This is a genomic window from Bacteroidota bacterium (genome assembly GCA_016714535.1).
In the GTDB taxonomy this organism is placed as follows: domain Bacteria; phylum Bacteroidota; class Bacteroidia; order AKYH767-A; family OLB10; genus JADKFV01.
On sequence record JADKDR010000004.1, the window covers coordinates 183656 to 198230 of the forward strand.

At 38.1% G+C, this 14575-nt stretch carries 10 protein-coding genes; 8 read left to right on the forward strand and 2 right to left on the reverse strand.

Annotation, left to right across the window (positions count from 1 at the left end):
* Positions 1-375: 375 nt before the first annotated feature.
* The 5 genes from IPO27_06675 (at position 376) to IPO27_06695 (ending at position 6834) form a co-directional block, all read left to right on the forward strand.
* Complete coding sequence (locus tag IPO27_06675; GenBank protein MBK8846258.1) at positions 376-1797, forward strand: hypothetical protein; 1422 nt, start codon at positions 376-378, stop codon at positions 1795-1797.
* Positions 1798-1806: 9 nt separating this feature from the next.
* The gene (locus IPO27_06680; GenBank protein MBK8846259.1) at positions 1807-2220 is read left to right on the forward strand and encodes a VOC family protein; all 414 of its coding nucleotides are present in this window, start codon (positions 1807-1809) and stop codon (positions 2218-2220) included.
* Positions 2221-2372: 152 nt separating this feature from the next.
* On the forward strand, positions 2373-3374 hold the full coding sequence (locus IPO27_06685; GenBank protein ID MBK8846260.1) for a chorismate synthase: 1002 nt from the start codon (positions 2373-2375) through the stop codon (positions 3372-3374).
* Between the two features lie 347 nt (positions 3375-3721).
* Positions 3722-5890 carry a T9SS type A sorting domain-containing protein gene (locus IPO27_06690; protein ID MBK8846261.1) on the forward strand — a complete coding sequence of 723 codons (2169 nt, stop codon included), beginning with the start codon at positions 3722-3724 and terminating at the stop codon, positions 5888-5890.
* A 293-nt stretch (positions 5891-6183) separates the two neighbouring features.
* Positions 6184-6834, forward strand: coding sequence for an MBL fold metallo-hydrolase (locus IPO27_06695; GenBank protein MBK8846262.1), 651 nt, complete (start codon positions 6184-6186; stop codon positions 6832-6834).
* A 9-nt stretch (positions 6835-6843) separates the two neighbouring features.
* On the opposite strand, the gene IPO27_06700 is transcribed toward IPO27_06695, so the two are convergent.
* Complete coding sequence (locus tag IPO27_06700; protein ID MBK8846263.1) at positions 6844-7020, reverse strand: hypothetical protein; 177 nt, start codon at positions 7018-7020, stop codon at positions 6844-6846.
* Positions 7021-7121: 101 nt separating this feature from the next.
* On the opposite strand from IPO27_06700, the gene IPO27_06705 reads away from it, so the two are divergent.
* Complete coding sequence (locus IPO27_06705; GenBank protein MBK8846264.1) at positions 7122-9494, forward strand: T9SS type A sorting domain-containing protein; 2373 nt, start codon at positions 7122-7124, stop codon at positions 9492-9494.
* 127 nt (positions 9495-9621) lie between these two features.
* Positions 9622-12081: a T9SS type A sorting domain-containing protein gene (locus IPO27_06710; GenBank protein ID MBK8846265.1), complete on the forward strand. Its 2460-nt coding sequence runs from the start codon at positions 9622-9624 to the stop codon at positions 12079-12081.
* Between the two features lie 475 nt (positions 12082-12556).
* On the opposite strand, the gene IPO27_06715 is transcribed toward IPO27_06710, so the two are convergent.
* Positions 12557-13234, reverse strand: a complete 678-nt coding sequence (locus IPO27_06715; protein MBK8846266.1) for a peptidylprolyl isomerase — start codon at positions 13232-13234, stop codon at positions 12557-12559.
* A gap of 307 nt (positions 13235-13541) precedes the next feature.
* Between IPO27_06715 and IPO27_06720 the strand changes: the two genes are divergently transcribed.
* Positions 13542-14480 (forward strand): hypothetical protein, encoded by a 939-nt coding sequence (locus tag IPO27_06720; GenBank protein MBK8846267.1) that lies wholly within the window; start codon positions 13542-13544, stop codon positions 14478-14480.
* Positions 14481-14575 lie beyond the last annotated feature (95 nt).

The following is a 14575-nucleotide window of genomic DNA, read 5'->3' on the forward strand; positions in this document are numbered from 1 at the left end:
ATGGGGAAAAAATAAATCTAAGATCTCTTTTAATCTCATTTTACTATTGAGTGCTAATGTTAGCTGACTATGTATAAAGATGAGATTAACAGCAAAGCGAAAATAGTTTAACCGCAAAGAGCGCTGAGTTTTTCGCAAAATACACAAAGTTAATACGGAAGAAATCAAGACTATGCACTTTGTGTTCTTTGCATGTAACTGCTTTGAGGTAAAAAAGCAATCGTCATTTATCATCATTATGTTTTATGCCGTTGTGTGCTGCTATTGTCTGCAAAACATGACTTGCTAATCGCAATATTCGCTCCTAGTAAATTCAACTTATAATTCTTAAACAGGCTCTAAATATTAGTGTGTATATTAGCTGCATTACTTACTATGTTTGGTTACGAAATAAAAAATAAAAATTGGCAATGGCTTACCCTTTTGGTGTTTGGTTTGATAGCCATGTTTGCCGCCAGGGAGATAATTGCAATGGTTAACTCGTTGTTTGCGTGCAGCATTAGCGAAAACTTTTGGCAACACAGCATCATATACTGTGGTAGTTTTCTTATTGCCGGTGCTATATTTCTATTCGGATATAGACTCAGCAAAAACTTGTGGTGGGCAATTGCAGTTGTTATTGGCCACCATCTTATTTGGGTCATGGTGAATGCAGTAGATTTTCCACTTACCGATGATTATGGAATGTTGTTAAGTTTTGCCGTTGATTTTATTAGAAATGCAACTACCGAGAATCGCTTAAACCTGCTATCAGGAACATATAACGAAACCCGCCCGGTATTAAATCGTTTCCTGTTTTTAAGTTATTATCATCTAAGCAGTAGTCTCAATTTTGCAACATATACTATCCTGGTTAATGTTCTATTCATGGCTATTATTCCGGTTATGTATTTTTTGGTTGATCGCAGTTTGGCATGGTTGGCAATTTTTGCAATTTTAGTTTTTACTATTTCGAGTTACGATACCTACCTGTGGGCATCCACAGCCAATTACTTGTTTTGTGTCTTGTTTGCAACGATGGCCATCTTGTTCGCAACAAAAAATAAAACCATTCACTTTGTATTATCATTAGTTGCTGGTGCGGCATGTTTGTTATCATTTGGTAATGGTATTCTCCTGTTTCCATTATTAATTTTATTTTTTTTATTAAATAAAAAATATGTGCGTGCGGCAACAACTTTTCTTTTATGCGCAGTCCTTGTTGTTGCTTATTTATTCCAATATTCATACTGGCCTACACAAAATTTTTCGTTACCTACACTTTCGGGCTTCTTTTCGTATGCGGTTGTTTTTGCTGGATCTTCCTTTCAGTTTATGTATCAGTATTGGCTGCCGGCTATTGCCGGCAGCATTCTTTTAGCTGCATGCATTCATTTACTATATAAAAAAGCGTGGCTATATACGCCATTGTTTTACTTGCTTCTGTTTTTATGGGGCAGTGCATTTATTGCTGCCTTGTTCCGATCGAACATGGGATTGGCCCAGGCTTTTTCTAACAGATATATGTTTTATTCTGCCCTAATTATAGCAACTACATTGATGTGCTATCAGCATTTGTATCCATTATTATTTAAAAGGAATTTTAAAATTATTCTTATAGGCTGCATTGGCATACGCATGTTGGGTGGAATTTTTTTTTATCCCGAAGCAGCTCTACGTAAACAGCGCCTGATGGAATTGCAACGGCAATACTGCAACGGGCAACAACTACAACCCGATCAAATGATTGTACCTGGCGAAGCAACAATGATTTTAGATAAAGCGCGACAAAATAATATGTATGATTGCTGTAAATAAAAAAATAATATGAAACGAGTAACCGGCATAGGAGGCATCTTTTTTAAATGTGACGACCCTGAAAAAATTAAAGAATGGTATTCGAATCACCTTGGCATTAATTGCGATGCTTATGGTACATCGTTTGAATGGCGGCATAGTGATCAGCCTGAAACCAAAGGCTATACAGCCTGGAGCCCATTTAATAAATACAGCACGTACATGGAGCCTTCGAAAAAAGAATTTATGATTAACTACCGGGTTGAAAATCTGGAAGCGCTGGTGCAAGCATTGCGCAATGAAGGTGTAACCATTTGTGATGAAATTAAAAGTTTTGAATATGGAAAGTTTGTGCATATTCTTGATCCTGAAAACAATAAAATTGAACTTTGGGAGCCCGTTGATGAATCGTATGAAAAAATATTAAACGTAGTAACCAAGTAATTTTCGCTCCTCAGAGCGTTTGGTTGAAACGGTGTCTCTATACTTTCTAAATGCCTATCTTTTTAGAAATAAAAAAAGTTTCAGAAAACAACCTGATTCTGGTGTAAAATATTTATTAGATTTCTACCATTAAAATAATTTACTTTTGTTGCATGAATACATTCGGGCAACTGTTTAGAGTTTCGGTATTTGGCGAATCGCACGGTGCATGCGCAGGCATCACAGTTGATGGTGTGCCGGCCGGAATTCCCTTTACAACCGAGGATATGATAGCTGACCTGCAACGCAGGCAGGGCGGCAATATGCAGGGAACCACTCCACGAAAGGAAAGTGATATTCCAAAAATTATTTCCGGTGTATTCAACGACAAAACAACCGGAGCTCCGCTCACCATTATTTTTGAAAACAATAACATTGATAGCAGCGTTTATGAAAAGCAACGTGCCATTCCACGGCCTGGCCATGCCGATTTTGTAGCAGAGCAAAAATTTGGTGGACATCAAGATTACCGCGGAAGTGGACATTTTTCGGCACGATTAACCGTAGGCATAGTAGCGGCCGGAGTTTTAGCAAAAAAAATAATAGCCCCTGTAACGGTGTCTGTACACGTTACCGAAGTGGATGGCGAAAATGATATTGAAACGGGAATTAAAAAAGCTGTTGCTGAAAATGATTCGGTAGGCGCACTTGTTGAATGCAACGTGACCAATGTACCTGTTGGACTAGGCGAGCCCTTTTTTGATTCGATTGAAAGCGTATTGTCACATGCCATGTTTAGCATACCTGCTGTAAAAGGAGTTGAATTTGGTGCAGGCTTTGCTGCCGCGCGTATGCGCGGCAGCAAACATAATGATGCCATCATTTCGTCAGATGGGAAAACAAAAACCAATCATGCCGGTGGTATTACCGGTGGTATTACCAATGGTAACGATATTGTATTTCGTCTTGCTTTTAAGCCTGCCTCATCTACTCCCAAAGAACAAACGAGCATGAACATGCAAACACAACAGTTAGAAAGTTTTAGCCTTGATGGCCGCCATGATTTATGTGTGGCCCTGCGTGCTCCAGCTATTGTAGAGGCACTTACGGCTATCGTATTGACCGATGCCATGTTATTAGCACAGTTTAGCAAAAGAGTTGCAACTGATTTTTAATCCCCTGTTTTCTAACGTTGATAACAGCAATTATTTTTCGTCTTGCTTAAAAATAATATTTGCCTTTTACATGATTCATCATCTGCAATGACTTGCAGTATGCTTTAACAAAATTACGATCCAACCAATTCTAAATTTACAGTGCTTCGAAAATCATGTAGTAGTCTAAAAACAATAATGTGTGTTTAGCTTTGAATTACGCATCTAAAATATTTTTCAGTGCATCATTAACTGAGTTGTACCCGCTTCAATAAGAATGATTATTTTTTAAAATAAGTTGCGAAAGTATATATGCAAAAAGTCTAATTTAGCGCTGACAAAAAATGAACAATTTAATAAAAACGTTTATGAAAAGATTGAAGTTACTATTGCTGCAACTAATGGTATTAGTGAGCAGTTACACATTTGCACAGCCAAATGTAGCATTTATGAAAAACCTTGGTGGTACCAAAGATGATGTATGTACTGACATGGTAGAACTCAGCAATGGCGCAATACTGGCATGTGGCTACACGACATCGAATGATGTTATGGTTACCGGAAATCATGGAAGTAACGATGCTTGGATAGTAAAACTTTCATCGACCGGCACCGTGGTATGGAAAAAAATATTTGGCGGTACCCTTGACGATCGTTTTTATAGTGTATCAATAAATCCTGCAAACGGAAATATATTTTTAACAGGTTACACAAGCTCTAATGATGGTGATGTAACCGGCAATCATGGCAGCAATGATTTGTGGGTTGTAAAGCTAAGTTCGAGCGGAGTATTTTTACAACAGAAATGTTTTGGTGGCACGCTGTCTGACCGAGGCAATAGCATCGATTTCGAAAACACTGCTACTATTATGATAGCTGGCTATTGTGCCTCATCAAATGGTGATGTGACTGTAAATAATGGAGGTCGCGATTTTTGGATTTTGAAAATAGATCAGAACCTAAATCTAAATTGGCAAAAATCGTATGGGGGCTCGTTCGATGACGAAGCGCAGGAAGTAAGTTTTAAATTAACTGATTCAAATGAAAAAATAATTGTTGTAGCAGGTTGGACCAGTTCCAATGATGGTAATGTAACCGGCAATCATGGCAGCAAAGATGCATGGGTAATACGTGTAGACGATACCGGAAATTTATTATGGCAAAAAGCTATAGGAGGCACCTCAACAGATGAGGCCTTTGGTGTTGTAACCAGTTATAATGATATTTATTTAATAGGTGGCACCTTTTCTAATGATGGAGATTTTACCGGCAATCACGGTGGTCGCGATGGTTTTATTTCTCTAATAAGAATTGGCAACAGTACACCAACTTATTCAAAATTATTCGGTGGTACAGGGAACGAAACTTTATATGATTTAGAATATGCCGGCTATAATGCTAATAACGGTGATAATTTTATTATGAGTGGATCAACTACCAGCAACAATGGTGATGTATCGGGCAACCACTCTACACTTTCCAATGATATGTGGTTACTAAAAACCGATACAATGGGTGCTATTGCCTGGAATAAATGTATAGGCGGAGCTAATAATGATGATGGATACACCTGTTTGTATGCTAACAACTTTGGATACTTTGTAGGAGGGCGCTCATCATCTATCGATGGTGATATTACTGCACCGTTGGGCCTATCTGATTTTGCTATTGCAAAAACAACACCCGATCCTCCACCTGTTGTAATATATGCAAGCATTAATTTTACCGGAACGGTGTGCCCCAGCTTGAACATAGATGTGATTTGCAATGTAAACGGGACAGTAACCAATGGAAATATTTACCGTGCTTATTTATCTGATTCGTCAGGGAGTTTTACCACAGAAACTTTAATAGGTTCTTTAACAAGTAATTTATTGGCAACAACTATTCCTTGCGTAATACCTAAAACAGCCAAAGGCACAAATTATAAAATACGAATAAAAAGCAGCAACACCCCTTATACTGCAATTGCTACTAATACTCCATTTGCAGTTGCGTGCAAAGCGCCAAGTAATCTCGTTGCAGTGAATGTAACCGCAACCGATGCTTACCTTGAGTGGAATGATGCCACCTTGTGTACTACCCAATATCAAATTTACTATAGAGTTTTTGGTACAACTGTTTGGGGTTTTGCTAATATTCCTTTTAGCGATGTTGTGCTCTCCGGTTTAAGTAGTTCAACAAAATATCAATGGAAAGTACGGTCGAAGTGTGCCAGCGGCCCAAATGTTTTTTCTCCATTCACTACCATAAAAACTTTTACTACGTTAACACCTCGTCAGTCAAATGATGAGCTTATTGAAAGTGAAAACACAGAAATACTAAATGTATCGCACAATGTTTTTATGATAAATATTTTGAATAACTCCGAAACTGTAACTATTGATATTATAGATATGAATGGTCGAATTGCAATGCAAAAAACCACGAACGAAAATTCAACCGTATTGGATTTGAATAGTCTTACCAATGGTATGTACATTGTTCGCTGCTATTCGAATAATTATTCTTTCAATGGAAAAATATTAGTCAACTAATTTACCTTTGAATTAACGCCATCAAATGAGCCCTGCAAAATATTTTGCAGGGTTTTCTATTTACAGGGAACATTGGTCGCCTTTCGAAAAATGTTTTCTACCAAAATCATGAATACTTTCTGTTTCGAAACATTTGTAGATAAGGTATTACTGAACTTACTTTATATTTTCTAAAAAAATATAGTTGCTCAAGCTTAACGTTTGACACGACCAAACAACCAGAAACAAAACTTTTTGTAGGTCATGAATAATTGGTTGTACCTTTGACAAAAAATTATCAAGTAAAGACCAGTATGCTCACCATCAAAAAATTCACCTTCAATCTTTTTTCTCAAAACACATACATCGCTTATGACCAAACTAAACAATGTGCGCTGATAGATGCCGGGTGCCATTCAAAAGAAGAATGCATGGAGTTGAGTAAATATATTGAAGATAATAAGTTAACGGTTAGTAACATTCTGCTAACGCATTGCCATATTGATCATGTATTGGGATTAAACTATTTGCAGGAAAAATATAAACTACAAGGATTTATGCACCGTGATGAACTTGAACAACTAAATGCGGTGCCATTATATGCACCTATGTGGGGTGTTCATGATTTTCATATTGCAACATCTCCTACCGTTTTTATTCAAGATTACGAAACTGTGAAAGTGGGCGACACCACTTACCAATGTATACTGGCACCGGGACACAGCCCTGCCAGCATTTGTTTTTACAGCGAGCAGCATAAAATTTTGTTTGGTGGCGATGTATTGTTTCGCGAAAGTATAGGCCGCACCGATTTGCCAGGAGGAAATTATGCGCAATTAGAACATTCTATTAAAACAAGAATATACTCCTTGCCCGAGGATGTAACTGTATATGCCGGCCACATGGAAGAAACTACCATTGGTTATGAGAAAATGAATAACCCATTTGTGCAGGGAAACAGATAAACTTATTTTCTAAAAAATAATTTCGTCTTCACTGTGTAACTTTCCAAGTGCTTCTTTAGCATAAGGGAACTCTGCATCAAGAAAAATATTTCGCAAAGGCTGTTTCGCTTGTCCAAGGCCATATTTATTCACATAAAGTGCTTGCAAAATATTTATGATGTGCAGTTTAATACTTAAAATAAGCAAGAATTTTATTTTACCTTAGCCACTTGATTTTTTAGGTATATTTCGATACTGAAAATAAGATGGCAATTTTTAGAAGATTAATTTTTATTTCATTTCTTCTGTTGAGTGGAAACGTTTCTGCTCAGTATAATACTGCTATCATTAATTCAACTATTGATGCTAACGAGTATGGTACAGGCAATGTAAATGCCTACCCTAGCGGATTAGCATGGTGGTATGTAACCTGGGATGCCAACTACCTGTACATCAGCATTCAAAATGCCAACGAAGCCGAAGCAGGAATTGTATCTATCGATCTTAATCCCATTGTGCCTGTTAATGGTGGTACTAATGCAAATGGCAATCTCAACGGGCTTCCCGGCTATGATAACCTTACTCCAAATTTACCCTTCCGGGCCGATGCAGTAATTTACTTTAAAAACAATTGGCGAGCATTACATCGCGCCAATGGCACTGGTGCGTGGACATTGATAAGCGCAGGTAATGGTGGCCTCAGTGGCACAGCCGATGATTATGCCGATGGCAGCTATTCATCGAACGATAACGGCAATGGTGCAGGAAGCGATGATAGGCGAGAACTGCGGGTATCCTGGGCAAACCTTACCGGAGGTGGTGGCATACCACCAGCCTTCAACATGAATGGTTACCTTGCTTACACATGCGGTGGTGCATGTGGCGGCATGTACGCACAAATGCCACAAGAAAATCCTTCGGGCAGTTATGCTCCGGGTTCAACTCCTAACCTTGTGCGTTACTTTAATGTTGGCAGCACTACCAATGGTGCTTCGGTTCCTCCTTTTTCGCGCAATAGCTATACCTACATTAAAGGCGCTTCTTCTGCTATTACTAATTTTGGTTTTATTAACGTGTGGGATTTTACTATGAACACGCTAGGGGATACTATTGTGCGTAGCAACACTACCGGTGGCGATTGGTTCATTGCAGGGACCATTGTAGTAAATGCCGGGGCGGTTTATTATGGTCCTATTGCCGGCACCAACTATGGCAACACAAGCATGAACAATATTTTGGTAATGCGCCAAGGCCGATTGGATATGGACTATACCAACAAGCCCATGATTGTTTATGGCAATATTGATTTGTTTGATTATGGCCCAACTGATTCGTGCCTGCTCGAGATGAGTTCGGTTGCAGGTGGTGATATACAATTATATGGAAATTTTAAAGACAGCAGCAACGTGCTTGGCTTCAATGGAAAAACTTATCGGGGATTTGGACCCCGACAACGGCAAGTATGGTTTCGCGGAAGTGTACAACAGCAACTATACTCGTATAACAACGATCTCACTTTTGACTATGCACGCATCGAAAATTTTTGGGGTGTAAATCTTGTTACCGGAAAAATATCGCAGTACAATACTCTTGACCTTGCGCTTGGACATATCTATCTAAACAATAATAATTGGGTTACTGAAAATGCTGCAGCATTTATCAGCTATACTAATTTGAATTCTTACTTTGTTACGAATGGCACGGGATATCTGGTGCAAAAGGATTTGGGTCCCGGAGGTAAAACCGGAAACGTGATGTTTCCTATTGGCCACAGCAATACAAGTTTTCGTCCGGCATGGATAAATGCAAGCACAAGCGACAGCGTCAAAGTAAGGGTAATAGGAGCAGCATATACTAACGGCACAAGCGGCCCTGCCATTACTACAGATTATGTAAACCGCACCTGGTTGATAGAAAAAAGTACCAATGCATCAGTATCGCTAACATTGCAATATGAATCTACGGATGAACTTCCAGGATTTAACCGCCTTTTTTGTTCCATGATGAATCAGCAAAACGGCATGTATACTAACCTAGGCCCTTATGGTGCCAATGCCTTAGGAAGTAATCCTTATACCGTTACACAAACCGGAATTACTGTAACTGATACCTTCTCTATTGCGAGTACTACACCCCTGCCGGTACAGTGGCTTGACTTTACTGCAAAAAAAATAAATAAGGATGCCATTCTCAAATGGAGCGTAACTAATCAGGAAAATTGTCTGTATTACACCATTGAGCGAAGTGCCGATGGAAAAGCCTTTATTGTCATAGGAAATGTGATTGCACAAAACGGAATAGGAATAATTAATTATCAATATTATGACTTCGGTGTCTTCTACAATTCCAACCAAACTTTGTACTACCGAATAAAACAAGTGGATGTTAATGGCAATTCTTCTTACAGTGCCATTCGCTCATTGCAAGATAATGAGTTTGATGAAACCCCATTTTATTTCAATAATGTAAATGACAACCTGGTTATTAAATGGAACAAAAGTGAGCTTGTAACCCTAACCATATACGATGACAGAGGAAGAGCGCTTTTTGTTACTAGCCAAAAGTTGATTGAAGGAGATAATTCAATTAACATAACGGGATTATCCACTGGCATATACTTTATACAACTCAACAGCTATGCGAAAAATGTTACAAGCAGGGTGTTTATTTTGAATGATTAAGTAGCTAAATTATTTTGCTCTAATTGGTTTAGTGATAAAATAAAATCTGGAAACTTGGCTAACAATTCCCTCATCACAAACGTATTATGGTTAAAAGGTATTTAATACAAACCAAAAATATAAAACAATGAAAACGAAAAAATTCTTAGCACTTTTGTGCCTTACGCTTTTGACATTAATAAAAAACACGAATGCTCAGTCGCCCTGCGCTGCTGCATTTCAGTACATCACGCAACAAGGGACTTTTGTTGCGTTTAGCGATTCATCCTTTATTTCACAAAACGATTCTATTATATCCAGTTTTTGGAATTTTGGCGACCCCGGCTCAACTACCGATACAAGCACGCAGCCCAATCCCTTTTACAATTATTCAACACAGGGTACTTACACCGTATGTTATTCTATAATTACAGGAAGTGGATGCACCGATTCCATATGCTTAACCATTCAGGTTCCACAATGTCAATTAAATATTATTATTCAAGAGGATACCCTACAAAATGGTTTGATAGCTAATGTTACAGGCGGCTCTGCTCCCTACATGTATATTTGGACTAATGCGGGTACGAGTAATCCCATAACTAATCTTTCACCGGGTGTATATACCGTAACGGTTACAGATGCAAATGGATGCTCAGGATCTATTTCAGCTGCTTATCCTTTAAACGGTTGCGCAATATTTTTTTCGCATTACCCAAAGCCTAACTCAAATGACATTCAGATTTATGCATCAACAGGTGCCGATAGTGTTTATTGGGATATGGGAGATGGCACTTATTATAGTGACTCGCTAAACTTTTCGCATCCCTATGCCGCAAGTGGCACGTATACTATATGTTGTAACTCCTACGATAATGGTATCTTGTGTGATACAAAATGTGAAACCATTAATTTTGTGCTTAAAACATCCATTATCTGTGGTTATATTTTTATCGATACCAATGGAAACGGAATTATGGATAATAATGAACAAGGGTTGGCCAATCAAAGTGTTTCTTTATACGGTAATGGAGGCCAAGGATTTGTATATACAAATGTAAACGGATACTATTCCTTTTTAGTAAATGCAGGCACTTATTATTCCTACACATGGATTGATTCTATGTATACAGTAACATTCCCAGCTGGTCCTAACAGCATTTCTGATACCATAACCATTAACGATGGCGATACGCTTTGTGGATTTAACATTGCTTTGATGGTAAACTGCGTGCATATAATTGGGCAAGTATTTGGGGATATAAATGCTGATGGGGTGTATAATGGAGGTGACTTTTTGATTCCTTCCAATCCGGTGAATATCAATAACAAAACTTATTACACAAACGCTGCAGGAACATATGATGCTTTTGTGCCTTTTGGAAACTACAATGTAAGTTATGTAACGCTACCACAATACAACGGCTATGCATTAACAACACCCGCTACTTATGCGGTATCCGCTCTTGTTGCGGGCAGTTATGGTAATAATGATTTTGGCTTTGCCCCTCCTGCAGGCACAATTGATTTACAAGTGGATTTATCTTCTGGCCCGCTGCCACGTCCAGGCTTTCATTATTATCAATATGTAACAGTTACAAATATTAATTTTACTCCAGTAAGTTACGACCTTACCTTTAATTACGATAGCAAAATAAATTTTATAAGCGCCACACCTACACAATCAGCTCACAATGGCGTATTAAAAGAAATCACATGGAACGCAGGCACGCTGAACCCCATGCAATCAGAATCCTTTACAATTATCTTTTATGTCCCTACCAATGTTTCAGCAGGAAACGTTCTGGTAAACAGCGTGCATGTTGTACCCGTTAGTGGTACTGATGTTGACCTCAGCAATAATGATGATTCGCTTTCGCAAACAGTAGTTAACTCGTACGACCCTAATAATAAGTTAGTATTAAAAACAAATGCAAGTGACCCGTCATTTCAACTGGTATCAAGTTGGAATGCTGATCAGCAAATAAAATATTGTATCAATTTTCAGAATACAGGCACAGCCGAAGCAATCAATATTGTTGTTATAGATTCATTGGATAGTGATTTAGATGCTGCCACGTATCAGTTTGTTTCGTCATCGCATACATGTACCGTTACACGCAATGGCCACGAGGTTATTTACCAGTTTCCAAATATTTGGTTGCCCGATAGTACTTCCAATGAGCCCCTTAGTCATGGAAACATATTATTCAAAGTGGCGGCCTTGCCAAACTTAGCTGCCGGCACTTTGCTGCAAGACAATGCTGATATTTATTTTGATTTTAATGCGCCTATTATTACGAATAATACAAACATACTATTGGTGGTTCCACTCGGGCTTAACCAATTTGAAACTACACAGGATGGAATAGCAATACTGCCAAATCCAACCACAGAGGTAGCACACATTCAATTTACCAATAACAAAATAGAAGATGCTAGGCTTACCATAATTGATGCTGCAGGAAAAACCATTTATTCAACATCCATACAATTGACAAATGGAATAAATAGTTACACGCTGCCCTCTATAGCTATTAGCGGCACATACACCATTCAATTGAAAAACGCAGATGGCAGCCGCCATGGAAGGTTTGTAGTGAAGTAATAAAATTTAAGATAATTATTAAGCGATTACACGGAGCACCGGAACTTTGGTTTCGGTGTTTTTTTTATGAGAGATGCCTCTGCTGATTGGTAAGTAAATTAATAGGAATTAATAGTGGTTAATCCGATCATGCTTTTGTTAGAAATAAGCACAACAACAAACAACCTATTTTTTTACAATTAATTCATCTTTAAACTTACTGTTCATATGAATCCTCACTATTATCAATTATAGTGAATGAAAAATGTTTAGCTGTAAAAACATATCAAAACATATATAGTAATCGTTATCTGACTTTTTCGTTTGTCTGTGATTTTAAAAATAAAATATTACTATTTGCAAACGACTACCTACTCGTTTGTTTCTTTACAAACGCTGGCTTTTTATTTTATCTTGGTAAGTGCGCTTACAGAAGTTGAGGTTCAGGAATTATCTTACACGGAATAAATTGCAAACACGAACTTAAGAATGCTAATTACTTAATCACCCATACCCGCATTGGAACATCTTGTAATGGACGATCGTTTAATGCCTTGGTTGTTTTTTGGGAGCATATACTATCAATTATTTCAATGCCTTTAATTACTTCTCCATACACCGTATAATTTCCATCCAGATGCGGAGTACCTCCAACGGTGGTATATATTTTACGCTGGGCATCATTCAAAGTGAACTTTCTTCTTTTGGCATAGGCTTCGAGCGAATCGGGGAGAAAAATTTTTCCCTGCACGATATAAAACTCACCACCATGCGATCGTTTTTCGGGGTTGTCTTCGCGGGCTTGCGCCAACACCCCTTTCTTGTGATACAGGCCGGGTATTAGCTCGGCTGCTATGGTATAGGTTAACGTATCGTGCTCGCCACAGGCGCTATCGGGATGGGCATTGCGACTATCGCTGCTGCCTCCTTGCATCATAAATTGATTAATTACCCTGAAAAATGTGGTGCTATCATAATAGCCCTGACTTGCAAGTTTTAGAAAATTGTCGCGATGGATGGGTGTAGCATCATATAAACGAACTTCCATAACCCCAAAACGGGTTTCTATTCCTATAATATGCTTGCCCGAAGTAAGCCCCTTTTTTGAGACAGCGCACCTGTTAATAACTATTATGGCAAGTACAAAAATTGGTATCCAATAGTGTTTTTTCATAAGCGAATTGATATTTTCAAAAGACCGACAAGTTATTCACCCATTGTTAATAACTCTATACTTCGTTTAATTTTACCTCAGCCATATTTTGCAAAAAGGTAAAAATATTATTTCTATCGTTGCATGTGTTTGTATCTGATTCTTCTTAAAGAATCCATTTGCTAAGGACTATTCTAAATAATAAAACGGTAATTACGGGGAAAGAAATAAACAGCAAATGCAAGATTACTTAAAAAAAAGTAGGCTCTTGCACAAAATTTGATATTATTCATTCTGTATCCCTTTACTAAACTACCAACAATTAACTATGGCAGTAAAAGACGATGATTTTGATGACCAGGAGTACGAAAGCAGGGGCAATCCCAAGCGTACGGCATTCATCATAATTCTTACCATATTATTGGCTTGCAACGGATTGTTGCTATGGCAATTTTTTGATAAGAAAAAAGACCTGGAGATTGTACAGCAAAATCTGGACGAAACCATTGGTCAGAAAGATCAGCTGGGAGCAGAACTAACGCGCCTAAAAATAGAATATGAGAAAATAAGTCAGGATAATACCAACCTGCAAGCACAACTGCAGCAAAAAGAAGAGGTCATAAATGAAAAAATCAGTGAAATACAGCGATTAATAAACAGTGGTGACGCCACACAACTAAAGCGTGCCAAGCAGGAACTTGAGAATTTGCGCATGCTCAACCAAAACTATGTGGCAAAAATAGATTCGCTTAATACTGAAAACATTCAGCTTAGCGAACAGAATAAAAATCTGAACACGACCCTTACCATAGCCCAGGAAGAAGTAAAAACATTAGCCGAACAGAATAAAGGTTTGAGCGATCGTATTGCAAAAACCAATTTATTAAAAGCCAAGGAAATTCTGATAACGGGTGTAAAGTTTAAGAAAAGCGGAAAAGAACTTGATGTTGACGTTGCTGATGAAACCGAAAAACTCCGTATTGCATTTACCATCATGGAAAACGCCACTGCTGAGGCCGGCAAACGAGAGATATTTATTAGGGTTATAAGTCCCGATGGCGCTGTAATGGCTACCTCATCTAATACCTTTACATATAGGGGAGAAAACACACTTTATACATTGAAAGAAACTACAAACTATCAAAATCATGATACACCTCTTACTTACTATTGGACACGCAATACCTCCTATTCGAAAGGCAAATATGAAATAGAAATATTCTGCACCGACCATCTGATTGGTCGTGGTAGTGTAACACTGAAATAAGCTCGCATCAACCCAAGAGCAAGTGCCTGTGCTTCAATAAATATTTCTTGATACTTTATTTTCACAACCAATATTACACAACCTCTTATTATTAG

Excerpts from the sequence above, each read along its gene's own strand:
- IPO27_06675 (MBK8846258.1), top strand. The coding sequence starts at position 376 with ATGTTTGGTTACGAAATAAAAAATAAAAATTGGCAATGGCTTACCCTT.
- IPO27_06680 (MBK8846259.1), top strand. The coding sequence starts at position 1,807 with ATGAAACGAGTAACCGGCATAGGAGGCATCTTTTTTAAATGTGACGAC.
- IPO27_06685 (MBK8846260.1), top strand. The coding sequence starts at position 2,373 with ATGAATACATTCGGGCAACTGTTTAGAGTTTCGGTATTTGGCGAATCG.
- IPO27_06690 (MBK8846261.1), top strand. The coding sequence starts at position 3,722 with ATGAAAAGATTGAAGTTACTATTGCTGCAACTAATGGTATTAGTGAGC.
- IPO27_06695 (MBK8846262.1), top strand. The coding sequence starts at position 6,184 with ATGCTCACCATCAAAAAATTCACCTTCAATCTTTTTTCTCAAAACACA.
- IPO27_06710 (MBK8846265.1), top strand. The coding sequence starts at position 9,622 with ATGAAAACGAAAAAATTCTTAGCACTTTTGTGCCTTACGCTTTTGACA.
- IPO27_06715 (MBK8846266.1), bottom strand. The coding sequence starts at position 13,234 with ATGAAAAAACACTATTGGATACCAATTTTTGTACTTGCCATAATAGTT.
- IPO27_06720 (MBK8846267.1), top strand. The coding sequence starts at position 13,542 with ATGGCAGTAAAAGACGATGATTTTGATGACCAGGAGTACGAAAGCAGG.